Consider the following 25,726-nt stretch of genomic DNA (forward strand, 5'->3'; position numbering starts at 1 on the left):
TACAAGAGTGGTGCACAGGGGCGCAGCGCAACATTTGTTCAGATTTAGAAGATCCACCGTTGGTCCTGGTCGAGCACGCTACCGTGTTGAAAGGCATTGGGTGCATCAACTTCCCTGAGTCCGGCGTAACCAAGGCCGTCTACCGATTCGGCATACACCGACATTTCGTTAAGGGGGGCAGACGGCGCCGGGCTACACGCATCCACCATTTCCGTGCCAAAACCTGTTGCCGCAACCAGCACTAACATCTTTCCCCACACTCTGACCTTCTGCACAAGACTCACCTGTCCCGACAGCGCATAAAACCTGATTGCCATTGATCCTTTTCCTGAGGGGCTTGAGCCGGTATCTTTCCAGCTGGGTACGCGATGTTTAACGGCCTTAGGGCTATTTGATATCAGCGTACCGAGAGATGCAGGGAGCTTGAGAAACTGGCCATAATTGTTCAGATTCAACGGCGAACCAATGTTCTCTTCAACCGCTGCAACACTCTTCAAAAAGAAAGGACCCTGCCATGCGTGTCGCGATACTGGATGACGAACCTGCCGAATTGCGGCGGGTGGAACAGACTCTGCGACAAATCCCAAGTGCCTCGGAGCAGCCATGGACGCTGCATTGCTTCGAGCGTGGCGAAGACTTGCTGCGCCAACTGCGCCGAGAAACCTTCGACTTGCTGGTACTCGACTGGCAATTGCCGGACCTGAGCGGTATCGCGATCCTGCGCTGGACCCGTGAGCACATGGAGGCGCCGCCTCCGGTGATCATGCTTACCAGCCGCGACGCCGAGAGCGATATCGTCCAGGCCCTGAACAGCGGTGCAGATGACTATGTCAGCAAGCCGTTTCGTCCCAACGAGCTGAAGGCACGGGTCAGTGCCGTCCTGCGCCGTCACGGCCTGCAGAAATCGGCTGCCTCGGAAGTGCTGGTTTTCAACGACCTGACTTTCGACGATGCCGAGCTGACCGTCAGCCGCGCCGGTGATCCGATCAACCTGACCGAAAGGGAGTACCGCCTGGCACGCTGCCTGTTCGCCAACCTGGCGCGGCCGCTGTCACGGGAATATCTCTATGAGCGGTTCTGGACCCATGAAGAAATGGTGTCTTCACGGCCCTTGGATACCCATATTTATCGCCTACGAAACAAGCTTGGGCTGACGCCGGAACGAGGCTGGCAGCTGCTGACCATCTACGGCTACGGCTATCGTTTGGAGAGCGTGACTGCCGCTACGGCATAACAGATGTTCCACGTGGAGCATTTAAAAATGCGCAATAAAAAAGGCCAACGTTAAACGTTGGCCTTTTTGTTTCGCAAATGCGTTATCAGAAGTCCAGGTTGGACACTGCCAAGGCATTGCTCTCGATGAAGTCACGACGTGGCTCGACCGCGTCACCCATCAGGGTGTTGAAGATCTGGTCCGCGCCAATGGCGTCTTCGATGGTCACACGCAGCATGCGACGCTGCGCTGGGTCCATGGTGGTTTCCCACAGTTGATCCGGGTTCATTTCGCCCAGACCTTTGTATCGCTGGATGGTATGGCGCTTGGTGCTTTCCGCCATCAACCAGTCCAGTGCTTCCTTGAACTCCTTGACCTGCTTCTTGCGTTCGCCACGCTGAATATAAGCGCCGTCGTCCAGCAGGGTGCTCAGTTGCGCGCCCAGGGTAACCACGGTCTTGTAGTCGTTGCTGCCGAAGAAGTCACGGTTGAAGGTGACGTAGTTCGACAGGCCGTGGGAGATCAGTTCGACCTCTGGCAGCCAAACGTTACGTTCACGGTCTTCACGCAGGCTGGCTTTGTAAACCAGGCCAGACTTCTCAACGGTGCGCAGGCGAACTTCGTACTGGGCCAGCCAATCCTGCATCGCTGCGTGATCGCCCAACTGTTCCAGGCTGACGGCTGGCAGGTAGATGAAGTGTTCGGTCAGCTCCTGAGGGTACAGGCGCGACAAACGCTTGAGGGTCTTCATCACCATCCGGAAGTCGTTTACCAGACGCTCCAGCGCCTCACCGGAGATCCCCGGGGCTTCATCGTTCAAGTGCAGGCCGGCATCTTCCAGGGCCGACTGCGTCATGTACTCTTCCATGGCGTCGTCGTCTTTGATGTATTGCTCTTGCTTGCCCTTTTTCACTTTGTACAACGGTGGCTGGGCGATATAGATGTAGCCACGCTCGATCAACTCCGGCAACTGACGGAAGAAGAAGGTCAGCAGCAGGGTACGGATGTGCGAACCGTCGACGTCAGCATCGGTCATGATGATGATGTTGTGATAGCGCAACTTGTCGATGTTGTACTCGTCGCGACCAATGCCACAGCCCAGGGCGGTGATCAAGGTGCCGACTTCCTGGGAGGAAATCATCTTGTCGAAACGGGCTTTCTCGACGTTGAGGATCTTACCCTTCAACGGCAGGATCGCCTGGGTGCGGCGGTTACGACCCTGCTTGGCGGAACCGCCAGCAGAGTCACCTTCCACCAGGTACAGTTCGGAGAGGGCAGGGTCCTTCTCCTGGCAGTCCGCCAGTTTGCCCGGCAAGCCAGCGATATCCAGCGCACCTTTACGACGCGTCATTTCACGGGCTTTACGCGCCGCTTCACGAGCCCGTGCCGCATCGATCATCTTGCCGACGACCAACTTGGCTTCGTTAGGGTTTTCCAACAGGAAGTCGGAGAAATACTTGCCCATTTCCTGTTCAACAGCGGTCTTCACTTCAGAAGAAACCAGCTTGTCTTTGGTCTGGGAGCTGAACTTGGGATCCGGGACCTTGACCGAAATAATCGCAGTCAGGCCTTCACGGGCATCGTCACCGGTGGTGGCGACCTTGTGCTTCTTGGCCAGGCCTTCGGCTTCGATGTAGGTGTTCAGGTTGCGCGTCAGTGCAGAACGGAAACCCACCAAGTGAGTACCGCCGTCGCGCTGGGGAATGTTGTTGGTGAAGCACAACAGGTTCTCGTTGAAGCTGTCGTTCCATTGCAGGGCGATTTCCACGCCGATGCCGTCTTCACGCTGGATGTTGAAGTGGAACACCTGGTTGACCGCAGTCTTGTTGGTGTTCAGGTATTCAACGAATGCACGCAGACCACCTTCGTACTTGAACAGCTCTTCCTTGCCGCTGCGTTCGTCCTTGAGGACGATACCCACACCGGAGTTGAGGAACGACAGTTCACGAATCCGCTTGGCCAGGATGTCCCAGCTGAAGTGAATATTCTTGAAGGTGTCAGCCGAAGGCTTGAAGTGAATCTGGGTGCCGGTGGTTTCGCTGTCACCGACGATCGCCATGGGTGCCTGAGGTACGCCATGCACGTAAGTCTGTTCCCAGATCTTGCCGCTACGGCGAACGGTCAGGATCAACTCTTCTGACAGGGCGTTTACTACCGACACGCCTACACCGTGCAAACCGCCGGATACTTTATAGGAGTTGTCGTCGAACTTACCGCCGGCGTGGAGCACAGTCATGATGACCTCTGCCGCCGATACGCCTTCTTCTTTATGCACATCTACCGGAATGCCGCGACCGTTGTCACGCACGGTGATGGATTCGTCCGGGTGGATGATGATGCTGATGTCGTCACAATGGCCGGCGAGAGCTTCGTCGATGGAGTTGTCGACCACCTCGAACACCATGTGGTGCAGACCGCTACCATCATCGGTGTCGCCAATGTACATACCGGGACGTTTGCGTACGGCATCCAAACCTTTCAGCACTTTAATGCTGGTCGAGTCGTACGTGTTTTCTTCGCTCATGCCTTCACTCCCGATGGTCGTGGGTCTGGGTGATACGGCCTTGTTCCACGTGGAACAAAGCGACTGGCGTTTCCGTCTGCCAGCCTTCCCTCAATAATTCGTGGTCTACACAGGTAATAAATACCTGGCAGCGTAAGTCTTCCAACAAGCGGCATAGCGCGCGGCGGTGTTGCTCGTCCAGTTCGGACGGCAAATCATCCACCAGATAAATACATTGACCGCGTCGGGCCTGGCTAACCAAGTGCCCCTGGGCGATACGCAGCGCGCAGACCACTAGCTTCTGCTGACCACGGGACAAGATATCCGCGGCGTTATGAGCACCTAATCTAAGGCGCAAATCAGCGCGTTGCGGTCCTGCCTGGGTGTGGCCAATTTGCTGGTCCCGTTGCAAAGAGGTGGCGAGTACTGCACTCAAGTCACGCTCTTTGTCCCAACCACGGTAGTAGCTCAGCGTCAGCCCCTCGAGTTCCAGCAACTCACTCAAGGTCTGTTCAAAGACTGGTTTCAAGGCTTTGATATAGGTGCGGCGGTATTCATCTATTTCGTCGCTGGCCAGGCACAGTTCACGGTCCCAGGCCGCTTGCGAAGCGGCGTCAAGTGTACCATGCCGCAGCCATGAGTTCCGCTGCCGCAGGGCCTTCTGCAGGCGCTGCCAAGTGGCCATGAACCTCGGTTCCACGTGGAACACTCCCCAATCGAGGAACTGCCGGCGAATTTTGGGTGCGCCTTCCAACAAGCGGAAGCTGTCGGGGTTGATCAATTGCAGTGGCAGGATTTCCGCCAGTTGCGCCGCACTGCGCGCATTCTGCCCATCGATACGGATCTGGAACTCCCCTTGGCGATCACGGGATATCCCCAGGCTGCTATGCCCGCCTTGCGCCAGTTCAACCTGGCCAAATACGGTGCACGCCAATTGCTCGTACTGAATCACCGGTAGCAGGCGGGCGCTGCGAAAGGAACGAGCAAGGCCCAACAAGTGAATGGCTTCCAGCACGCTGGTTTTGCCACTGCCGTTGGCGCCGTGGAGGATATTGATGCGGGGGGAGGGGGAGAAGGTCACCGGGTGCAGATTGCGCACCGCGGTGACCGAGACGCGACTGAGGGACATCTAGCTTCTGCTGAACATGATTACAGGCGCATCGGCATAACAACATAAGCCGAGTCGTCGTTATCGGATTCTTGCACCAGGGCGCTGCTGTTGGAGTCGGACAGGATCAGACGCACTTGCTCAGTGGTCATCACACCCAGCACATCAAGCAGGTAGCTCACGTTGAAACCAATCTCCAGCGAGCCGCCGTTGTAATCAACGCTGATTTCTTCTTCAGCTTCTTCCTGCTCCGGGTTGTTGGCCTGGATTTTCAGCTGACCGTTGGCCAATTGCAGGCGAATACCCCGGTACTTTTCGTTGGACAGGATCGCGGTACGGCTGAACGCTTCACGCAGCGCCTGACGATCACCGATCACCAGCTTGTCGCCACCTTTGGGTAGCACACGCTCGTAATCCGGGAACTTGCCGTCTACCAGCTTGGAGGTGAAGGTGAACTCGCCAGTGGTCGCACGGATGTGATGCTGGCCGAGGACGATGCTGACGTTACCGTCCGGCTCGGTGAGCAGACGCGCGAGCTCCAGGATACCTTTGCGCGGCACGATCACCTGATGGCGATCCGGCTGGCCGATATCAGCCTTCATCGAGCACATGGCCAGGCGGTGACCGTCTGTGGCCACGGCGCGGATGATGCCTTCAGATACTTCCAGCAGCATGCCGTTGAGGTAGTAACGCACGTCCTGCTGGGCCATGGCGAAGCTGGTGCGCTCGATCAAACGACGCAGACGGCTTTGTTCCAGGCTGCAGGTCAGCGAACCCGGGCCTTCTTCCACAGTCGGGAAGTCGTTGGCCGGCAAGGTCGACAGGGTGAAACGACTGCGCCCGGCCTTGACCACCAACTTCTGCTCATCGACCTTGATGTCGATCAGCGCGTCATTGGGCAGGCTTTTGCAGATGTCCATCAGCTTGCGCGCAGGCACGGTGATCTCACCGGGCTCAGCGGGTTCTTCCAGCTGTACACGACCAACCAGTTCGACTTCCAGGTCGGTACCGGTCAACGACAACTGCTGGCCTTCGACAACCAACAGTACGTTGGAAAGTACCGGCAAGGTCTGTCGGCGCTCGACGACGCCTGCGACCAGTTGCAGGGGTTTCAACAGGGCTTCGCGTTGAATGGTGAAATGCATGGTCTAGTCCCTTGCCTTAATAAGCTGCGCTGGTGTTCATCAAGTTGTCAGTGTACGCAGCAGGTTCTTGTAGTCCTCGCGAATATCCGCGTCGGATTCCTTAAGCTCGTTGATCTTGCGGCACGCGTGCAAGACCGTGGTGTGGTCGCGGCCACCAAATACATCGCCGATTTCCGGCAGGCTGTGGTTGGTCAACTCCTTGGAGAGCGCCATGGCCACCTGACGCGGACGCGCTACCGAGCGCGAGCGGCGCTTGGACAGCAGGTCGGAAATCTTGATCTTGTAGTACTCAGCCACGGTGCGCTGAATGTTATCCACACTCACCAGTTTGTCTTGCAACGCCAGCAGGTCTTTGAGGGATTCGCGAATCAGCTCGATGGTGATATCGCGGCCCATGAAGTGCGAGTGAGCGATAACGCGCTTGAGCGCGCCTTCGAGCTCACGCACGTTGGAGCGAATGCGCTGGGCGATGAAGAATGCGGCGTCGTGAGGCAGATCGACTTTCGCCTGGTCGGCCTTTTTCATCAGGATCGCAACCCGGGTTTCCAGTTCCGGCGGCTCTACCGCAACGGTCAGGCCCCAACCGAAGCGCGATTTGAGACGCTCTTCCAGGCCCTCGATTTCCTTGGGGTAGCGATCGCTGGTGAGGATGACCTGCTGGCCACCTTCAAGCAGGGCGTTGAACGTGTGGAAAAACTCTTCCTGGGAACGTTCCTTGCGCGCGAAGAATTGAATGTCATCGATCAGCAGCGCATCGACGGAGCGATAGAAGCGTTTGAATTCGTTGATCGCATTGAGTTGCAACGCCTTGACCATGTCGGCCACGAAGCGCTCCGAGTGCAGGTACACGACCTTGGCATTCGGGTTCTTCTTTAATAGGTGGTTACCCACAGCGTGCATCAAGTGCGTCTTACCCAAGCCAACGCCGCCGTAAAGGAAGAGTGGGTTGTAACCATGCTTGGGGTTGTCAGCTACCTGCCAGGCCGCAGCGCGGGCGAGCTGGTTGGATTTACCTTCGACGAAGTTTTCAAAGGTAAAGGTGCGGTTCAGGTAACTGGTGTGCTTGAGCGCACCCTCGACCTGGACCGTGCGCTGTTCGGCACGTACCGGCGCCTGCTGGGAGCTGGCTCCTGCCATCGGGTCGAAACTGTCGCGGGAGGGCTCTTCGCTGACTGGCGCGTTTTTCTGCGCGGCGGATTTCGTCGGCATAGACGCAGCGGGCGCCGGCGCATGATTGACCGGGGCAGAGGCAGCCTGGGCTTGCGACGCAGCGGCGGCAAGCGGCGCGTTGGGGGCGGCGCGAGGTACGGAGCTGCGTTTGCTGCCTATTAATAAGGAGAGCGCAGGAGCCATCCCATTGCCATGTTCGTCGAACAATTCGAGAACGCGGCTCAGGTACTTCTCGTTGACCCAGTCGAGAACAAAACGATTGGGTGCGTAGACACGCAACTCGTCGCCTTCGGCTTCGACCTGTAGTGGACGGATCCAGGTGTTGAATTGCTGGGCAGGCAGCTCATCGCGCAAAAGCTCCACGCACTGCTGCCAAAGTTCCACTGACACGGATATCCCCTAAGTTGAAAGCCGGTGAGGCAAAAACAGCCGCCATTGTAGCGGCGAGCGGGCCACTTATCCACATGTAGGTTGCTCACAGGCCGCCAAGAATCAATGCCTTAACCGTAAAAAAGGCGACAAATGGTCTGTGCATAAGCTCTGTGGATAAGCGCCCCTAAGCTCGTTGTACAAGTGGGGTCGAAAGTCTGTGGGTAACTGGCCTGTGGATAAGTAGCCATTCCACACACAGCTTATCCGACAGTGCAGCACAGGCAGAGCACTGCTTCTCCCCCGTGTTGTCATCCTCTGTACAGCACGTGGAATATGGTCTCAAGTCAGTTATCCACAGATGATCGGCTCCCTAGCTTTTATAAGCTTTACAGAAAAGCTTTAAATAACTTCCTTCTTTATTTTTATATCTATGGCATTGCTCGTGAAAGCCGAACCTCATGGAATCGGTCCCAGGGCCTGCAGATATCTAATTGAAGGAATAGCTGGTTGGAAATTGACCTAGAGGCTTGCTTTCTCTAGAATCCCCGGTCTCTTAAAACGGGGGCCATTCCGGCCCGTTGTGGACGAACCAGGTAACACGCCATGAAACGTACTTTCCAACCAAGCACCATCAAACGCGCCCGTACTCACGGTTTCCGTGCTCGCATGGCTACCAAGAACGGCCGTGCTGTCCTGTCGCGTCGCCGCGCCAAAGGTCGTGCGCGTCTGGCAGTTTGATAATCCGGTACTGGTGGTGAGTCAGGACTTCAGTCGGGAAAAGCGTCTGCTAACCCCCCGGCACTTCAAGGCAGTCTTTGACTCCCCCACCGGCAAGGTTCCGGGGAAAAATCTCCTGCTCCTTGCGCGTAACAACGATCTGGATCACCCCCGTCTCGGGTTGGTGATCGGCAAGAAGAGCGTAAAGCTCTCCGTTGAGCGCAATCGCCTCAAGCGTCTGATGCGCGAATCGTTTCGCCTCCACCAGGACACTCTGGTTGGTTGGGATATTGTTATCGTCGCGCGCAAAGGCTTGGGGGACGTAGAAAACCCCGAATTGATTCAGCATTTCGGCAAGCTCTGGAAACGTTTGGCTCGCACCAGCAAGCCGACCCCAGCAGTCAGCCCCGAAACTGTAGGGGTAGACAGCACTGATGCGTAAACTGGCCCTCGTTCCGATCCAGTTTTACCGTTATGCCATCAGTCCGCTGATGGCCAGCCACTGTCGTTTCTACCCCAGTTGTTCCTGCTACGCGTATGAAGCCATAGAAAATCATGGCCTTCTGCGCGGTGGCTGGCTGACCTTTCGTCGTTTAGGTCGCTGTCATCCGTGGAATCCCGGTGGTTATGACCCGGTTCCGCCTATCCCTACCTCCCGTTCTTCTTCGATGGCCGAGTAATCATGGATATTAAACGCACGATCCTGATCGTCGCCCTGGCAATCGTGTCCTACGTTATGGTTCTGAAATGGAACCAGGACTATGGCCAGGCTGCCCTGCCGACTCAGAATGTTGCTACCAATCAGTCTGCTCCTGCTATTGCAGATGCACCGTTGGGTAACAATGCTTCCGCCAGTGCCGATGTACCCAGCGCGAATGCCGATACCAGCACCCCTGTAGACAACGCGGTCATCACCAATAAAGACCTCATCCACGTCAAAACGGATGTACTGGACCTGGCGATCGATCCACAGGGCGGCGATATTGCCCAGCTGAAATTGCCACTGTATCCACGTCGCCAAGACCATCCGGATGTTCCATTCCAGTTGTTCGATAACGGTGGCGAACGTGTTTATCTGGCGCAAAGCGGCCTGACTGGCACTGATGGTCCTGATGCTCGTGCTACCGGTCGTCCGGTTTATTCGACCGAACAGAAGACTTATCAACTGGCTGATGGCCAAAACCAGTTGAACGTCGACCTGAAATTCAGTCACGACGGCGTCAATTACATCAAGCGTTTCAGCTTCACTCGCGGTTTGTACGATCTGAAAGTCACCTACCTGATCGACAACACCAGCGAAAAAGCCTGGACTGGCAACCTGTTTGCCCAGCTCAAGCGTGACGGCAGCTCCGATCCGTCTTCCAGCACTGCCACTGGCACCGCGACTTATCTGGGCGCTGCCCTGTGGACAAGTAACGAGCCGTACAAAAAAGTGTCGATGAAAGATATCGACAAGGCCGCGCTGAAAGAAACGGTGCAAGGTGGTTGGGTAGCCTGGCTGCAACACTACTTTGTAACCGCGTGGATCCCGAACAAGGGTGAAGCCAACCTGGTTCAGACCCGCAAGGACAACCAGGGCAACTACATCATTGGTTTCACTGGCCCGGCGTTGACCGTTGCACCAGGTGCCAAGGCTGAAACCAGTGCCACCTTGTATGCCGGCCCGAAAAGCCAAGCGGTACTCAAGGAGTTATCCCCAGGTCTGGAACTGACTGTGGATTACGGCATCCTGTGGTTCATTGCCCAGCCAATCTTCTGGTTGCTGCAACATATCCACAGCATCGTCGGTAACTGGGGCTGGTCGATCATCTTCCTGACCATGCTGATCAAAGGGATTTTCTTCCCGCTGTCGGCTGCCAGCTACAAATCGATGGCCCGTATGCGTGCGGTTGCACCGAAACTGGCTGCACTGAAAGAGCAACATGGCGATGACCGGCAGAAGATGTCGCAAGCCATGATGGAGCTGTACAAGAAAGAGAAGATCAACCCGTTGGGTGGATGCTTGCCGATTCTGGTACAGATGCCGGTGTTCCTGTCGCTGTACTGGGTGCTCCTGGAAAGCGTGGAAATGCGCCAGGCGCCGTTCATGCTGTGGATAACTGACTTGTCGATCAAAGACCCGTTCTTTATCCTGCCGATCATCATGGGCGCGACCATGTTCATCCAGCAGCGTCTGAACCCGACTCCTCCGGATCCGATGCAGGCCAAGGTGATGAAAATGATGCCAATCATCTTCACCTTCTTCTTCCTGTGGTTCCCGGCTGGTCTGGTCCTGTACTGGGTGGTCAACAACGTGTTGTCGATCTCTCAACAGTGGTACATCACACGTAAGATCGAAGCGGCTGCCAAAAAAGCCGAGGCGTAACTTACTCTGTGGATAACCACTCAAGACGCCCCCTCGTGGGGCGTTTTGCATTCTGTCACTTTTATCTGGGAAACCGCTGATGAGCGCTCCTCGTGAAACCATCGCTGCCGTCGCCACCGCCCAGGGCCGGGGCGGTGTCGGTATCGTTCGAATTTCCGGACCGCTGGCCGGCATTGCCGCCAAGGCTATCAGCGGGCGCGAGCTGAAGCCCCGGTATGCGCATTACGGGCCCTTTTTTGCTGAAGACCTCGAGGTGCTGGATGAAGGCCTGGCCCTGTATTTTCCCGGGCCTAACTCGTTCACCGGCGAGGATGTGCTGGAACTGCAGGGCCATGGCGGTCCTGTGGTGCTGGACATGCTGCTGCAGCGCTGCCTGCAATTGGGCTGCCGCCTGGCCCGGCCGGGTGAATTCAGCGAGCGTGCGTTCCTCAATGACAAGCTCGACCTGGCCCAGGCCGAGGCCATCGCCGACCTGATCGAGGCCAGTTCTGCACAGGCCGCACGCAATGCCCTGCGCTCGTTGCAGGGGGCGTTTTCCCTACGTGTGCATAACCTCACCGAGCAACTGATCAGTTTGCGCATCTATGTCGAGGCAGCCATTGATTTCCCGGAAGAAGAAATCGACTTTCTTGCCGATGGCCATGTCCTGGCCATGCTCGATAAGGTCCGCGATGAGTTATCCACAGTACTGAAGGAAGCCGGGCAGGGCGCATTGCTGCGCGACGGTATGACAGTGGTGATTGCTGGCCGGCCCAACGCCGGCAAGTCGAGTTTGCTCAACGCTCTTGCGGGTCGTGAAGCGGCCATCGTCACCGAGATTGCCGGTACCACCCGGGATATCCTGCGCGAACACATCCATATCGATGGCATGCCGCTGCACGTGGTCGATACCGCCGGTTTGCGCGATACCGATGACCAGGTGGAAAAAATCGGCGTGGAACGGGCGCTCAAGGCCATCGGTGAAGCAGATCGGGTGCTGTTGGTGGTGGATGCCACAGCACCTGAAGCTGTGGATCCTTTTGCCCTGTGGCCCGAATTCCTTGAACAACGGCCGGACCCGGCCAAAGTCACGCTGATTCGCAACAAAGCCGACCTCACGGGGGAAGCCATTGCCCTGGAAGTCAGCGACGATGGCCATGTCACGATCAGCCTCAGCGCCAAGTCTGCCGGCGATGGCCTGGAACTGCTACGCGATCATCTCAAGGCGTGCATGGGTTATGAACAGACCTCGGAGAGCAGCTTCAGTGCTCGTCGCAGGCACCTTGAGGCCCTACGCCATGCCAGCGCCGCCCTTGAGCACGGCAGAGCACAGCTGACGCTGGCGGGCGCGGGAGAGCTGTTGGCCGAAGACTTACGGCAGGCCCAGCAACTGCTGGGGGAAATTACCGGGGCGTTCAGCTCTGATGATCTGCTCGGCAGGATCTTTTCCAGCTTCTGCATCGGTAAATAACCCTTCGCTGTTCACAGACAGGCAATGGGTGCCTGTCTGTTTCGTCCGTTTCAGGGCACACCTTCGCATTTCCTCAAATTTACCTCCCCCAAGGCTGCCTTGCCGTGGGTGAAATTTGCCGTGTGTGACACTTTTCTGTGGATTAAGCCCTGTGAATAACCGCCCTTGTGCCCAGTTGATAACAGGGCTCGAAACCTGAGTAAAAACCCGCCTGTGGATAAGCACCTGTTTAATCCACAGGCTTAAAGCACTTATCCAAGGGCCTCATTGGCACCTAACCACAGACTTTTGAATCTCTGTACAGCACGTAAATAAAGGCCTATAGAGATCTATCCACAGAAAGTAGGCTCAGTAGAAATAAACATAAAAACAAAGATTTAATAAATTTCTCTCTTTTAATTTCTATTACCTCTGATTCATCCACAGCTGGTTAAATTTTGTGCAAAGGGTTCTTTAGGAAGGGCTAAGTCCCTATACTTGCCGCCATAGCTCCAAAACTCTTTCAACAGACAATTCCTGATTACCTACATAAGCAGGCACGAGGTGCGTGGTGGATTTCCCTTCCCGTTTTGAAGTGATCGTCATCGGCGGCGGTCATGCCGGTACCGAGGCAGCACTGGCGTCAGCCCGCATGGGGGTCAAAACCCTGTTGCTGACGCACAACGTGGAAACCCTTGGTGCCATGAGTTGCAACCCCGCCATTGGTGGGATCGGCAAAAGCCACCTGGTCAAGGAAATCGACGCCCTTGGCGGTGTGATGGCCATGGCTACCGACAAGGGTGGTATTCAATTTCGTGTGCTCAACAGCCGCAAAGGCCCGGCCGTGCGCGCTACTCGAGCACAGGCCGACCGCATTCTGTACAAGGCGGCAGTACGCGAAACCCTGGAAAACCAGGCCAACCTGTGGATATTTCAGCAAGCTGCTGACGACCTGATCGTCGAACAGGACCAGGTTCGCGGCGTTGTCACGCAAATGGGCCTGCGTTTCTTTGCAGAATCCGTGGTGCTGACAACCGGTACCTTCCTCGGTGGACTTATCCACATCGGGATGCAGAACTATTCGGGTGGCCGTGCCGGTGATCCGCCGTCCATTGCCCTTGCTCATCGCCTGCGCGAACTGCCACTGCGTGTCGGTCGCCTGAAAACCGGGACCCCGCCGCGTATCGACGGGCGTTCTGTGGATTTCTCGGTAATGACCGAGCAAGCCGGGGATACGCCGATCCCGGTGATGTCGTTCATGGGGTCCAAGGAGCAACACCCGAAACAGGTGAGTTGCTGGATTACCCACACCAATGCGCGTACCCACGAAATCATCGCGGCCAACCTTGATCGTTCGCCGATGTATTCCGGGGTGATTGAGGGCATCGGCCCGCGCTATTGCCCGTCGATCGAAGACAAGATCCACCGCTTTGCCGACAAGGAAAGCCACCAGGTCTTTATCGAGCCGGAAGGTTTGACTACCCACGAGCTGTACCCGAACGGGATTTCCACTTCCCTGCCGTTCGACGTGCAAATCCAGATCGTGCAGTCGATTCGCGGCATGGAAAACGCGCACATCGTGCGACCTGGCTACGCCATCGAGTACGACTACTTCGATCCACGGGACTTGAAATACAGCCTGGAAACCAAAGTGATCGGCGGCCTGTTCTTCGCCGGGCAAATCAACGGCACCACCGGTTACGAAGAAGCCGGCGCCCAGGGTTTGCTGGCCGGGACCAATGCGGCATTGCGCGCCCAGGGCAAAGACAGCTGGTGCCCGCGTCGCGATGAAGCGTACATCGGGGTGTTGGTTGACGACCTGATTACCCTGGGTACCCAGGAACCGTATCGGATGTTCACCTCCCGGGCCGAATATCGCCTGATCCTGCGCGAAGACAACGCCGACCTGCGCCTGACCGAAAAAGGTCGCGAGCTGGGCCTGGTCGATGACGCGCGTTGGGCAGCGTTCTGCAAAAAACGCGAAAGCATCGAACTGGAAGAGCAGCGCCTGAAAAGTACTTGGGTGCGTCCGGGTACTGAGCAAGGCGATGCCATTGCCGAAAAATTTGGCACGCCGCTGACCCACGAGTACAACCTGTTGAACCTGCTGTCCCGTCCGGAAATCGACTACGCTGGTCTGGTCGAAGTCACTGGCGGCGGCGCAGAAGATCCACAGGTGGCCGAGCAGGTCGAAATCAAGACCAAATATGCCGGTTACATTGATCGTCAGCAGGACGAGATCGCTCGACTGCGCGCCAGTGAAGACACCAAGCTGCCTGTGGATATCGATTACACCGGGATTTCCGGCCTGTCGAAAGAAATTCAAAGCAAGCTGGGGATAACTCGTCCCGAGACCCTGGGCCAGGCTTCCCGTATCCCGGGCGTCACCCCGGCAGCCATTTCGCTGTTGATGATTCATTTGAAAAAACGCGGCGCGGGCCGTCAGTTGGAGCAAAGCGCTTGAGTTCGTTGGTCACCTCGCAACACGCCGAAGAGTTATCCACAGGTGCGCGCCAATTGGGCGTGGAACTGACCGAAGCCCAGCATGAGTTGCTGTTGGGTTATCTGGCCCTGTTGATCAAATGGAACAAGGCCTACAACCTGACTGCGGTGCGCGATCCGGACGAAATGGTCTCGCGGCATTTGCTCGACAGCTTGAGCGTGATGCCATTCATCGAAAACGGGCGCTGGTTGGACGTTGGCAGTGGCGGAGGCATGCCTGGCATCCCGCTGGCCATCCTGTTTCCCGAGTCGCAAGTGACATGCCTGGACAGCAACGGTAAGAAAACCCGCTTCCTGACCCAGGTCAAACTCGAACTCAAGCTGGACAACCTGCAAGTTATCCACAGCCGCGTAGAAGCCTTCACGCCTGAGCAGCCCTTCAATGGAATTGTTTCCAGGGCCTTCAGCAGCATGGAGAACTTCAGCAACTGGACGCGCCACCTGGGCGACCTGAACACCCGTTGGCTGGCAATGAAGGGCGTTCATCCAAGCGACGAGCTGTTAGCATTGCCGGCAGACTTCCACCTCGATAGCGAACACGCCTTGGCCGTACCCGGTTGCCAAGGCCAACGCCATCTGCTGATACTGCGCCGCACGGCATGATTGGGAACACAAGCAAGAATGGCTAAGGTATTCGCGATAGCGAACCAGAAAGGTGGCGTGGGCAAAACCACCACCTGCATCAACCTCGCAGCATCCCTGGTCGCTACCAAGCGTCGGGTGCTGTTGATCGATCTCGATCCACAGGGCAACGCCACCATGGGTAGCGGTGTGGATAAACACGGCCTGGAAAACTCGGTCTACGACTTGCTGATTGGCGAGTGCGACCTGGCCCAGGCCATGCACTATTCCGAGCACGGCGGTTACCAACTGCTGCCGGCCAACCGCGATCTGACCGCGGCGGAAGTGGTGCTGCTGGAAATGCAGATGAAAGAAAGCCGTCTGCGCAGCGCCCTGGCGCCGATACGCGAGAATTACGATTACATTTTGATCGACTGCCCACCGTCGCTGTCGATGCTGACGCTCAACGCGTTGGTCGCCGCCGATGGGGTGATTATCCCCATGCAGTGCGAGTACTTCGCCCTCGAAGGCTTGAGTGACCTTGTGGATAACATCAAGCGCATCGCTGAGTTGCTCAACCCGAACCTGAAAGTCGAAGGCCTGCTGCGGACCATGTATGACCCGCGCCTGAGCTTGATGAACGATGTGTCGGCGCAGCTCAAGGAGCACTTTGGCGACCAGCTCTACGACACAGTGATCCCACGGAACATCCGCCTGGCCGAAGCGCCAAGCTATGGCATGCCCGCGCTGGCGTACGACAAGTCATCCCGTGGTGCCATTGCCTACCTGGCGCTGGCCGGCGAGATGGTTCGTCGCCAACGCCGCAACTCACGCACCGCTGCCGCCCAGCCAACTTAAGGAATCCCCATGGCCGTCAAGAAACGAGGTCTCGGACGTGGACTGGATGCACTGCTGAGTGGTCCGACTGTCACTTCGCTGGAAGAACAGGCGGTGCAGGCCGACTCCCGTGAGCTGCAACACTTGCCGTTGGACCTGATCCAGCGTGGCAAGTACCAGCCGCGCCGGGACATGGACCCGCAGGCGCTGGAAGAGCTGGCCAATTCGATCAAGGCCCAGGGCGTGATGCAGCCGATTGTGGTGCGCCCCATTGGTGGCGGTCGGTTTGAAATCATCGCCGGCGAACGCCGGTGGCGCGCCAGTCAGCAGGCCGGCCAGGAAACCATCCCGGCGATGGTGCGCGATGTGCCGGATGAAACTGCCATTGCCATGGCATTGATCGAGAATATCCAGCGCGAAGACCTCAATCCCATCGAGGAAGCCATTGCCCTGCAGCGCTTGCAGCAGGAATTCAAGCTGACTCAGCAGGAAGTGGCCGATGCGGTGGGCAAATCCCGTGTCACGGTTTCCAACCTGTTGCGTCTGATCGCGCTTCCAGAAGTGATCAAGACCATGTTGTCCCACGGTGACCTGGAAATGGGTCATGCCCGTGCTTTGCTCGGTTTACCGGAAAATCAACAGGTTGAAGGGGCGCGACACGTTGTCGCACGAGGTCTCACCGTTCGTCAGACCGAGGCCCTGGTTCGCCAGTGGCTCAGTGGCAAACCTGCACCGGTTGAAACCGCCAAAACTGATCCGGATATTGCGCGCCTTGAGCAGCGCCTGGCCGAGCGGCTGGGCTCTGCGGTGCAAATTCGCCACGGTAAGAAGGGTAAAGGGCAATTGGTTATCGGATATAACTCCCTCGATGAGCTCCAGGGCGTTCTTTCCCACATCCGCTGAAACATTTGCTTATGTAGCGTGCAGTCGGAAATCACTACCCGGCAGTTGAATAGGGGCAGAACCGCCCCTATACTCTGCGCGCATTTTGTCGGCACAAATTATGCCAAGTTATTGATTTCCGGCAGCCGACCATTGAGGAGCAAGAGTGATGGAAACCCGCACGCCAAACACGTTGCCGTTCCATCGCTTGGCCGTTTTCCCGGTTTTATTGGCCCAATTTGTCATTCTGCTGATCGCCGCATTGGCGCTTTGGTATTGGCATGGGGTCGTAGCCGGGTATTCAGGACTCTGCGGAGGCCTGATAGCCTTGCTGCCCAATATGTATTTTGCTCACAGGGCCTTTCGGTTTTCCGGCGCCCGAGCAGCCCAGGCTATCGTCCGGTCTTTTTATGCCGGCGAAGCAGGGAAACTGATTTTGACGGCAGTGCTGTTTGCACTGACCTTTGCAGGTGTGAAGCCATTGGCGCCGCTAGCTGTATTCGGCGTCTTCGTGTTGACCCAACTGGTCAGCTGGTTCGCTCCCCTGCTAATGAAAACAAGACTTTCGAAACCTTAGGGCGTTTGAGGCAACCATGGCAGAAACAACCGCTTCGGGCTATATCCAGCACCACTTGCAGAACCTGACCTTCGGTCAGCTTCCCAACGGCGGCTGGGGCTTTGCCCACTCCGCAGCAGAGGCCAAAGAAATGGGTTTCTGGGCTTTCCACCTGGATACTCTGGGCTGGTCGGTCGCATTGGGTCTGATCTTCGTCCTGATTTTCCGCATGGCGGCAAAGAAGGCGACTTCCGGTCAGCCAGGTGCTTTGCAGAACTTCGTTGAAGTATTGGTCGAATTCGTCGATGGCAGCGTGAAAGACAGCTTCCATGGCCGTAGCCCGGTGATTGCACCGCTGGCACTGACCATCTTCGTCTGGGTGTTCCTGATGAACGCCGTCGACCTGATCCCGGTGGACTGGATCCCGCAAGTGGCCATGTGGATCAGCGGCGACCCGCACATCCCATTCCGCGCGGTATCGACCACTGACCCGAACGCTACCCTGGGCATGGCCCTGTCGGTGTTCGCGTTGATCATCTTCTACAGCATCAAGATCAAGGGCATCGGCGGCTTCATCGGCGAACTGACCCTGCACCCGTTCGGCAGCAAGAACATCTTCGTTCAAGCCCTGCTGATCCCGGTGAACTTCCTGCTGGAATTCGTCACCCTGATCGCCAAGCCGATTTCCCTGGCTCTGCGACTGTTCGGCAACATGTATGCCGGCGAGCTGGTGTTCATTCTGATCGCTGTGATGTTCGGCAGCGGCCTGCTCTGGCTTAGCGGCCTGGGCATTGTTCTGCAGTGGGCGTGGGCTGTGTTCCACATCCTGATCATTACCCTGCAGGCGTTTATCTTCATGATGCTGACCATCGTCTACCTGTCGATGGCGCACGAAGAGAACCATTAAGACCAGTCTCGACTAGTCTGATGTCCTTCCCGGTGAAACGGGAAGGTGGCCCCCAAGGGCTATGAAACGATTTGTTTTACCGCTTTAAAATCTAAAAAACCTAAACCATACGACGTAAAAGTCGGGAGGAAAGATGGAAACTGTAGTTGGTCTAACCGCTATCGCTGTTGCACTGTTGATCGGCCTGGGCGCCCTGGGTACTGCCATTGGTTTCGGCCTGTTGGGCGGCAAGTTCCTGGAAGGCGCAGCGCGTCAGCCAGAAATGGTTCCAATGCTGCAAGTTAAAATGTTCATCGTTGCCGGCCTGCTCGACGCCGTGACCATGATCGGTGTTGGTATCGCTCTGTTCTTCACCTTCGCGAACCCCTTCGTTGGTCAACTCGCCGGTTAATCACTCGTTTTTTCGAGTGATTGGTGTGTTGTGCAACGAACGAGCGAGGTATTGGCGTGAACATTAATGCAACCATTATTGGTCAGTCCTTAGCGTTCTTGATTTTTGTTGTTTTCTGCATGAAGTTCGTATGGCCTCCGGTCATCGCGGCTTTGCACGAACGTCAGAAGAAGATCGCGGATGGACTGGACGCTGCCGCACGAGCAGCTCGCGACCTGGAGTTGGCCCAAGATAAAGCGGGTCAGCAACTGCGCGAAGCGAAGGCTCAGGCAGCTGAAATCATTGAGCAAGCCAAGAAACGCGGTAACCAGATTGTTGAAGAGGCTGTTGAAAAAGCCCGTATCGACGCTGACCGTGTGAAGGTTCAGGCTCAGGCCGAGATCGAACAGGAATTGAACGGTGTCAAAGATGCGCTGCGTGCCCAACTGGGTGCTCTGGCCGTCGGCGGTGCTGAGAAGATCCTGGGTGCCACAATCGATCAAAACGCGCACGCGGAGCTGGTAAACAAACTGGCTGCTGAAATTTAAGCGAGGGCGATCATGGCAGAATTGACCACGTTGGCCCGACCTTACGCTAAGGCAGCCTTCGAGCACGCCCAGGCCCACCAGCAGCTGGCCTCTTGGTCAGCCATGCTCGGCCTGGCTGCAGCAGTGTCGCAAGACGACACCATGCAGCGCGTGCTCAAGGCCCCGCGACTGACGAGCGCAGACAAGGCCGCCACGTTTATTGACGTGTGCGGCGACAAGTTTGATGTGAAAGTGCAGAACTTCATCCACGTCGTTGCCGAAAACGACCGTCTCCCGCTTTTGCCGGAGATTGCCGCTCTGTTCGACCTGTACAAGGCCGAGCAAGAGAAGTCGGTAGACGTTGAAGTGACCAGTGCTTTTGCATTGAACCAAGAACAGCAAGACAAACTCGCCAAGGTTCTCAGTGCACGACTCGACCGGGAAGTGCGCCTGCAAGTTGCGGAAGACCCATCCCTCATTGGGGGTGTTGTCATTCGCGCCGGCGACCTGGTTATCGATGGCTCGATTCGCGGCAAACTCGCGAATCTTGCCGAAGCATTGAAATCTTGAGTTTGAAGGGGCAGCAGAGCAATGCAGCAACTCAATCCTTCCGAAATAAGTGAAATTATCAAGGGCCGCATCGACAAGCTCGATGTGACCTCCCAAGCCCGTAACGAAGGCACTGTCGTCAGCGTATCTGACGGCATCGTGCGGATTCACGGTCTGGCCGACGTAATGTACGGCGAGATGATCGAGTTTCCGGGCGGCGTCTACGGTATGGCCCTCAACCTGGAGCAAGACTCCGTAGGTGCCGTTGTATTGGGCGCATACACCAGTCTGGCTGAAGGCATGAGCGCCAAGTGCACAGGCCGCATCCTCGAAGTTCCGGTTGGTAAGGAACTGCTGGGTCGCGTTGTCGACGCACTGGGTAACCCTGTTGACGGTAAAGGTCCACTGGGCAACACCGAGACCGACGCGGTCGAGAAAGTTGCTCCAGGCGTGATCTGGCGTAAGTCGGTAGACCAGCCTGTACAGACTGGCTACAAAGCTGTCGATGCCATGATCCCAGTCGGCCGTGGCCAGCGTGAGCTGATCATCGGTGACCGTCAGATCGGTAAGACCGCTCTGGCGATCGACGCGATCATCAACCAGAAAGACAGCGGCATTTTCTGCGTCTACGTAGCAATCGGTCAGAAACAATCGACCATCGCCAACGTGGTTCGCAAGCTGGAAGAAAACGGCGCCCTGGCCAACACGATCATCGTGGCTGCCAGTGCTTCGGAATCTCCTGCGCTGCAATTCCTGGCACCGTACTCCGGTTGCACCATGGGTGAATTCTTCCGCGACCGCGGTGAAGACGCGCTGATCGTTTATGACGATCTGTCCAAGCAAGCAGTGGCTTACCGCCAGATTTCCCTGCTGCTGCGCCGTCCACCAGGCCGTGAAGCCTACCCAGGCGACGTGTTCTATCTCCACTCCCGTCTGCTGGAGCGCGCATCCCGCGTATCCGAAGAGTACGTAGAGAAGTTCACCAACGGCGCAGTGACCGGCAAAACCGGTTCCCTGACCGCACTGCCTATCATCGAAACCCAGGCTGGCGACGTTTCCGCGTTCGTTCCGACCAACGTGATTTCCATCACCGACGGTCAGATCTTCCTGGAATCGGCCATGTTCAACTCCGGGATCCGTCCTGCTGTGAACGCCGGTGTTTCGGTATCCCGTGTGGGTGGTGCCGCTCAGACCAAGATCATCAAGAAGCTCTCCGGTGGTATCCGTACCGCTCTGGCTCAGTACCGTGAACTGGCGGCATTCGCCCAGTTCGCTTCTGACCTGGACGAAGCGACCCGTAAGCAACTTGAGCATGGTCAGCGCGTTACCGAGCTGATGAAGCAGAAGCAATACGCGCCAATGTCGATCGCTGACATGTCGCTGTCGCTGTATGCCGCTGAGCGTGGGTTCCTGACTGACGTCGAAATCGCCAAGGTCGGCAGCTTTGAACAAGCGCTGATTGCTTACTTCAACCGAGATCATGCCGATTTGATGGCCAAGATCAACGTGAAGGGTGACTTCAATGACGAAATCGACGCTGGCCTGAAGGCTGGTATCGAGAAGTTCAAGGCCACCCAAACCTGGTAAGCCGCAGCGGGAGCCGCAAGGCTCCCGCTTGCTAACCTGATAGGTGTTACATGGCAGGCGCAAAAGAGATTCGCAGTAAGATTGCGAGCATCAAAAGCACGCAAAAAATTACCAGCGCCATGGAGAAAGTGGCGGTCAGCAAAATGCGCAAGGCACAAATGCGCATGTCTGCTAGCCGTCCTTATGCGGAGCGTATCCGCCAGGTAATTGGGCATCTGGCCAACGCCAACCCGGAATACCGCCACCCGTTCATGATCGAGCGCGCCGTCAAGCGTGTAGGTTATGTGGTAGTGAGCAGTGACCGTGGTTTGTGCGGTGGTTTGAATACCAACCTGTTCAAGGCCCTGGTCAAGGACATGGCGGTAAACCGCGAAAACGGCGTCGAGATTGATCTGTGTGTTGTTGGTAGCAAGGGTGCGGCCTTTTTCCGCAACTTCGGCGGTAACGTCGTTGCAGCTATCAGCCACCTGGGTGAAGAGCCGTCGATCAATGACTTGATCGGCAGTGTGAAGGTGATGCTGGATGCGTACCTGGAAGGCCGGATCGACCGCCTGTCCGTGGTATCCAACAAGTTCATCAACACCATGACCCAGCAGCCAACCGTGGAGCAATTGATTCCACTGGTGGCGACCCCGGATCAGGAACTCAAGCACCACTGGGACTACCTCTACGAACCAGACGCCAAAGAGCTGCTTGACGGCTTGATGGTGCGCTACGTGGAGTCGCAGGTGTACCAGGCGGTGGTCGAGAACAACGCAGCTGAACAAGCGGCGCGGATGATCGCGATGAAAAACGCTACCGACAACGCCGGTGATCTGATCAGCGATTTGCAGCTGATCTACAACAAGGCGCGTCAGGCTGCGATCACCCAAGAGATCTCGGAAATCGTCGGCGGCGCTGCCGCGGTTTAACGGTTCAAATATTCAGAGGATCCAGCTATGAGTAGCGGACGTATCGTTCAAATCATCGGCGCCGTTATCGACGTGGAATTCCCACGCGACAGCGTACCGAGCATCTACAACGCGCTGAAAGTACAAGGCGCGCAAACGACTCTCGAAGTTCAGCAGCAGCTGGGCGACGGCGTAGTTCGTACCATTGCGATGGGTTCCACCGAAGGCTTGAAGCGCGGTCTGGACGTTGTCGACACTGGCGCTGCCATCTCCGTACCGGTCGGTAAAGCGACCCTGGGCCGGATCATGGACGTACTGGGCAACCCGATTGACGAAGCTGGCCCGATCGATACTGAAGAGCGCTGGGGCATTCACCGTCCAGCACCTTCGTTCGCCGAGCAAGCGGGCGGCAACGACCTGCTGGAAACCGGCATCAAGGTTATCGACCTGGTTTGCCCGTTCGCCAAAGGCGGTAAAGTCGGTCTGTTCGGTGGTGCCGGTGTAGGCAAAACCGTAAACATGATGGAACTGATCCGTAACATCGCCATCGAGCACAGCGGTTATTCCGTGTTCGCCGGTGTGGGTGAGCGTACTCGTGAGGGTAACGACTTCTACCACGAGATGAAGGACTCCAACGTTCTGGACAAAGTGGCACTGGTCTACGGTCAGATGAACGAGCCGCCGGGTAACCGTCTGCGCGTAGCACTGACTGGCCTGACCATGGCCGAGAAGTTCCGTGACGAAGGTAACGACGTTCTGCTGTTCGTCGACAACATCTACCGTTACACCCTGGCCGGTACTGAAGTATCCGCACTGCTGGGCCGTATGCCTTCTGCAGTAGGTTACCAGCCGACCCTGGCTGAAGAGATGGGCGTTCTGCAAGAACGTATCACTTCGACCAAGGAAGGTTCGATCACTTCGATCCAAGCGGTATACGTACCTGCGGATGACTTGACCGACCCGTCGCCAGCGACCACCTTCGCCCACTTGGACGCCACCGTCGTACTGTCCCGTGACATCGCTTCCCTGGGTATCTACCCAGCGGTCGATCCACTCGACTCGACTTCGCGCCAGCTGGACCCGAACGTGATCGGCCAGGAGCACTACGACACCGCTCGCGGCGTTCAGTACGTGCTGCAGCGCTACAAAGAGCTGAAGGACATCATTGCGATCCTGGGTATGGACGAGCTGTCGGAAACCGACAAGCAGTTGGTATCCCGCGCTCGTAAGATCCAGCGCTTCTTGTCGCAGCCGTTCTTCGTGGCTGAAGTCTTCACCGGTGCTTCGGGTAAATACGTTTCCCTGAAAGACACCATCGCTGGCTTCAAAGGCATCCTCAACGGTGACTACGACCACCTGCCAGAACAAGCGTTCTACATGGTCGGCGGCATCGAAGAAGCGATCGAGAAAGCCAAGAAACTGTAATCCAGGCGCCCGGCAACGGGCGCTCATCAGGTTGAGGCAATCAGATGGCTATGACAGTCCATTGCGATATCGTCAGCGCGGAAGGGGAAATCTTCTCCGGTCTGGTAGAAATGGTGATTGCACACGGCGAACTCGGTGACCTGGGTATTGCCATGGGCCACGCGCCGTTGATCACCAGCTTGAAGCCAGGTCCGATCACTCTGACCAAGCAGGGCGGGGAGAGGGAGGTGTTCTACATCTCCGGTGGTTTCCTCGAAGTTCAGCCGAACATGGTCAAGGTACTTGCCGACACCGTGCAACGTGCTGGCGACCTGGATGAAGCCTCCGCTCAGGAAGCCGTCAAGGCTGCCGAGAAGGCCCTGAACGAAAAGGGTGCGGACTTCGACTACAGCGCTGCTGCTGTACGTCTGGCCGAGGCTGCAGCCCAGCTGCGCACGCTCCAGCAGATCCGCAAGAAGTAAGCGGCCAAGCCGTCATGCTTCATGCGCGATTGATTAAAAAGGGTAGCCTCGGCTACCCTTTTTCTTTTCTTGCAAAACACTTCTTTGGTCTGAAGCCGGACCGCCCAGGATTGGTAGCCATTCATGTCTCTTGAAATCGTCATTCTCGCCGCAGGCCAGGGCACTCGCATGCGTTCAGCCCTGCCCAAGGTACTGCACCCGGTTGCTGGCAACTCCATGCTTGGCCATGTTATCCACAGCGCCCGGCAATTGGAGCCACAGCGTATCCACGTGGTGATTGGCCACGGCGCCGACGTGGTGCGTGAGCGTCTGGCCGCCGACGACTTGAATTTCGTATTGCAGGACAAGCAATTGGGGACCGGTCATGCCACGGCGCAAGCCGTACCGTTCATCAAGGCTGACACTGTGCTGATCCTTTACGGTGACGTGCCGCTTATCGAGGTAGAAACCCTGCAGCGTCTGCTCAAACACGTGGTGCCTGGCCAGATGGGGTTGCTCACCGTCGAGCTGGACGACCCGACCGGTTACGGCCGTATCGTGCGCAATGCCGACGGCAAGGTCACAGCCATCGTCGAGCACAAGGACGCCACTGAGGCCCAGCGGGCAATTACCGAAGGCAACACGGGGATTCTCGCGGTGCCGGCAGCGCATTTGGCGGACTGGATGAGTCGTCTGTCGAACAACAACGCCCAGGGCGAGTACTACCTCACCGACGTCATCGAGATGGCCGTCAGCGATGGCCTGCTGGTCGCCACTGAGCAGCCCCACGACCCAATGGAAGTGCAGGGCGCCAACGACCGCAAGCAACTGGCGGAACTGGAGCGTCACTACCAACTGCGCGAAGGCCGCCGCTTGATGGCCCAGGGCGTGACACTGCGTGATCCGGCGCGTTTCGATGTGCGCGGTGAGGTTACCGTGGGCCGTGACGTGCTGATTGATATCAACGTGATCCTTGAAGGCCGCGTGATCATTGAAGACGACGTGGTGATTGGCCCCAACTGCGTAATTAAGGACAGCACCCTGCGCAAAGGCGTGGTGATCAAGGCTAACAGCCATATTGACGGAGCAGTGATGGGCGAGGGCAGCGATGCCGGGCCGTTCGCGCGGTTGCGGCCTGGTAGCGTGCTGGAGGCCAAGGCCCATGTGGGTAACTTTGTCGAACTGAAAAACGCCCACCTGGGCGAGGGCGCCAAGGCGGGTCACCTGACTTACCTGGGCGACGCCGTTATCGGCGCTCGCACCAACATCGGCGCAGGCACCATCACCTGCAACTACGATGGCGCCAACAAGCACCAGACCGTGTTGGGAGAAGATGTATTCATCGGCTCCAATAACTCGCTGGTTGCCCCTGTGAAGGTGGGCGATGGTGCCAGTACGGCCGCAGGCTCCACCATCAATCAGGATGTGGATAACTTGCAGCTAGGTGTGGCCCGCGCCCGCCAGCGAAATATCGACGGCTGGAAGCGCCCGGTCAAAATCAAAAAGACCTGAGTTATCCACACCGTCACAGGCAAAAAATCTCCAATGTGGGAGATTCTATGTTGCAGGTAAACCCTGCAACCTTAAGTTCGGTTGGTATTCGCTCTGGTTTTTCATCAGCGCGAATGCCACCCGGCAGAGCTTGCGGGCGAGGATTACCAGGGCTTGGGT

At 57.0% G+C, this 25,726-nt stretch carries 25 protein-coding genes and 1 pseudogene; 20 read left to right on the plus strand and 6 right to left on the minus strand.

From position 1 onward, the window contains the following. Positions 1–44 precede the first annotated feature (44 nt). Positions 45–497, minus strand: a complete 453-nt coding sequence (locus tag FIV38_RS05855) for a hypothetical protein (RefSeq protein WP_133715196.1) — start codon at positions 495–497, stop codon at positions 45–47. A gap of 17 nt (positions 498–514) precedes the next feature. Here FIV38_RS05855 and FIV38_RS05860 point away from each other — a divergent pair, with 17 nt between their 5' ends. Then, complete coding sequence (locus FIV38_RS05860; RefSeq protein WP_029290199.1) at positions 515–1,234, plus strand: response regulator transcription factor; 720 nt, start codon at positions 515–517, stop codon at positions 1,232–1,234. Between the two features lie 85 nt (positions 1,235–1,319). On the opposite strand, the gene gyrB is transcribed toward FIV38_RS05860, so the two are convergent. The 4 genes from gyrB to dnaA are packed head-to-tail and all read right to left on the minus strand — an operon-like array spanning position 1,320 to position 7,529. Then, positions 1,320–3,737 (minus strand): DNA topoisomerase (ATP-hydrolyzing) subunit B, encoded by a 2,418-nt coding sequence (gene gyrB, locus FIV38_RS05865; protein ID WP_092232392.1) that lies wholly within the window; start codon positions 3,735–3,737, stop codon positions 1,320–1,322. A 4-nt stretch (positions 3,738–3,741) separates the two neighbouring features. Then, positions 3,742–4,845 carry a DNA replication/repair protein RecF gene (gene recF, locus FIV38_RS05870; protein WP_029290195.1) on the minus strand — a complete coding sequence of 368 codons (1,104 nt, stop codon included), beginning with the start codon at positions 4,843–4,845 and terminating at the stop codon, positions 3,742–3,744. Positions 4,846–4,865: 20 nt separating this feature from the next. Further along, entirely contained in the window at positions 4,866–5,969 is a 1,104-nt protein-coding gene (gene dnaN, locus FIV38_RS05875; RefSeq protein WP_029290193.1) for a DNA polymerase III subunit beta, read from the minus strand. 39 nt (positions 5,970–6,008) lie between these two features. Continuing rightward, a complete protein-coding gene (dnaA, locus tag FIV38_RS05880) occupies positions 6,009–7,529 on the minus strand; it encodes a chromosomal replication initiator protein DnaA (protein WP_029290191.1) in 1,521 nt (506 codons plus the stop codon). Between the two features lie 585 nt (positions 7,530–8,114). Here dnaA and rpmH point away from each other — a divergent pair. The 19 genes from rpmH to glmU all read left to right on the plus strand — a co-directional run bounded on the left by rpmH (position 8,115) and on the right by glmU (position 25,567). Further along, entirely contained in the window at positions 8,115–8,249 is a 135-nt protein-coding gene (gene rpmH, locus FIV38_RS05885) for a 50S ribosomal protein L34 (RefSeq protein ID WP_003213577.1), read from the plus strand. A gap of 16 nt (positions 8,250–8,265) precedes the next feature. Continuing rightward, complete coding sequence (rnpA, locus tag FIV38_RS05890) at positions 8,266–8,670, plus strand: ribonuclease P protein component (protein ID WP_029290189.1); 405 nt, start codon at positions 8,266–8,268, stop codon at positions 8,668–8,670. After that, positions 8,663–8,908, plus strand: a complete 246-nt coding sequence (gene yidD, locus FIV38_RS05895; RefSeq protein WP_010465488.1) for a membrane protein insertion efficiency factor YidD — start codon at positions 8,663–8,665, stop codon at positions 8,906–8,908. The genes rnpA and yidD overlap by 8 nt, the downstream gene beginning before the upstream one ends. A 2-nt stretch (positions 8,909–8,910) precedes the next feature. Further along, positions 8,911–10,593 (plus strand): membrane protein insertase YidC, encoded by a 1,683-nt coding sequence (gene yidC, locus FIV38_RS05900; RefSeq protein WP_029290187.1) that lies wholly within the window; start codon positions 8,911–8,913, stop codon positions 10,591–10,593. 79 nt (positions 10,594–10,672) lie between these two features. Continuing rightward, positions 10,673–12,043, plus strand: a complete 1,371-nt coding sequence (gene mnmE / locus FIV38_RS05905; RefSeq protein ID WP_070996612.1) for a tRNA uridine-5-carboxymethylaminomethyl(34) synthesis GTPase MnmE — start codon at positions 10,673–10,675, stop codon at positions 12,041–12,043. A gap of 550 nt (positions 12,044–12,593) precedes the next feature. Further along, on the plus strand, positions 12,594–14,486 hold the full coding sequence (gene mnmG / locus FIV38_RS05915) for a tRNA uridine-5-carboxymethylaminomethyl(34) synthesis enzyme MnmG (protein ID WP_029290183.1): 1,893 nt from the start codon (positions 12,594–12,596) through the stop codon (positions 14,484–14,486). Then, positions 14,483–15,127 carry a 16S rRNA (guanine(527)-N(7))-methyltransferase RsmG gene (gene rsmG / locus FIV38_RS05920; protein ID WP_029290181.1) on the plus strand — a complete coding sequence of 215 codons (645 nt, stop codon included), beginning with the start codon at positions 14,483–14,485 and terminating at the stop codon, positions 15,125–15,127. The genes mnmG and rsmG overlap by 4 nt, the downstream gene beginning before the upstream one ends. 18 nt (positions 15,128–15,145) lie before the next feature. Beyond that, complete coding sequence (locus tag FIV38_RS05925) at positions 15,146–15,943, plus strand: ParA family protein (RefSeq protein ID WP_005792605.1); 798 nt, start codon at positions 15,146–15,148, stop codon at positions 15,941–15,943. A 9-nt stretch (positions 15,944–15,952) separates the two neighbouring features. Next, a complete protein-coding gene (locus FIV38_RS05930) occupies positions 15,953–16,825 on the plus strand; it encodes a ParB/RepB/Spo0J family partition protein (RefSeq protein WP_070996615.1) in 873 nt (290 codons plus the stop codon). Between the two features lie 148 nt (positions 16,826–16,973). Beyond that, positions 16,974–17,381, plus strand: coding sequence for a F0F1 ATP synthase subunit I (locus FIV38_RS05935; protein WP_010565865.1), 408 nt, complete (start codon positions 16,974–16,976; stop codon positions 17,379–17,381). 16 nt (positions 17,382–17,397) lie between these two features. Then, positions 17,398–18,267: a F0F1 ATP synthase subunit A gene (gene atpB / locus FIV38_RS05940; RefSeq protein ID WP_029290172.1), complete on the plus strand. Its 870-nt coding sequence runs from the start codon at positions 17,398–17,400 to the stop codon at positions 18,265–18,267. A gap of 133 nt (positions 18,268–18,400) precedes the next feature. After that, positions 18,401–18,658, plus strand: a complete 258-nt coding sequence (atpE, locus tag FIV38_RS05945) for a F0F1 ATP synthase subunit C (RefSeq protein ID WP_002555987.1) — start codon at positions 18,401–18,403, stop codon at positions 18,656–18,658. Positions 18,659–18,714: 56 nt separating this feature from the next. Next, entirely contained in the window at positions 18,715–19,185 is a 471-nt protein-coding gene (locus FIV38_RS05950) for a F0F1 ATP synthase subunit B (RefSeq protein WP_008439543.1), read from the plus strand. Between the two features lie 12 nt (positions 19,186–19,197). Continuing rightward, complete coding sequence (locus tag FIV38_RS05955) at positions 19,198–19,734, plus strand: F0F1 ATP synthase subunit delta (protein WP_057439298.1); 537 nt, start codon at positions 19,198–19,200, stop codon at positions 19,732–19,734. A gap of 21 nt (positions 19,735–19,755) precedes the next feature. Beyond that, a complete protein-coding gene (gene atpA, locus FIV38_RS05960; RefSeq protein ID WP_029290137.1) occupies positions 19,756–21,300 on the plus strand; it encodes a F0F1 ATP synthase subunit alpha in 1,545 nt (514 codons plus the stop codon). Between the two features lie 50 nt (positions 21,301–21,350). After that, complete coding sequence (gene atpG, locus FIV38_RS05965; RefSeq protein ID WP_029290134.1) at positions 21,351–22,211, plus strand: F0F1 ATP synthase subunit gamma; 861 nt, start codon at positions 21,351–21,353, stop codon at positions 22,209–22,211. A gap of 27 nt (positions 22,212–22,238) precedes the next feature. Beyond that, the gene (atpD, locus tag FIV38_RS05970) at positions 22,239–23,615 is read left to right on the plus strand and encodes a F0F1 ATP synthase subunit beta (protein ID WP_029290131.1); all 1,377 of its coding nucleotides are present in this window, start codon (positions 22,239–22,241) and stop codon (positions 23,613–23,615) included. Between the two features lie 44 nt (positions 23,616–23,659). Beyond that, a complete protein-coding gene (locus FIV38_RS05975; protein ID WP_032885166.1) occupies positions 23,660–24,076 on the plus strand; it encodes a F0F1 ATP synthase subunit epsilon in 417 nt (138 codons plus the stop codon). Positions 24,077–24,199: 123 nt separating this feature from the next. Continuing rightward, on the plus strand, positions 24,200–25,567 hold the full coding sequence (glmU, locus tag FIV38_RS05985; RefSeq protein ID WP_092232395.1) for a bifunctional UDP-N-acetylglucosamine diphosphorylase/glucosamine-1-phosphate N-acetyltransferase GlmU: 1,368 nt from the start codon (positions 24,200–24,202) through the stop codon (positions 25,565–25,567). 45 nt (positions 25,568–25,612) lie between these two features. On the opposite strand, the pseudogene FIV38_RS05990 reads toward glmU, so the two are convergent. Next, positions 25,613–25,726 (minus strand): annotated as a pseudogene (locus FIV38_RS05990) (IS110 family transposase); the annotation flags it as partial.

It is taken from the genome of Pseudomonas proteolytica (assembly GCF_007858275.1).
In the GTDB taxonomy this organism is placed as follows: domain Bacteria; phylum Pseudomonadota; class Gammaproteobacteria; order Pseudomonadales; family Pseudomonadaceae; genus Aquipseudomonas; species Aquipseudomonas proteolytica.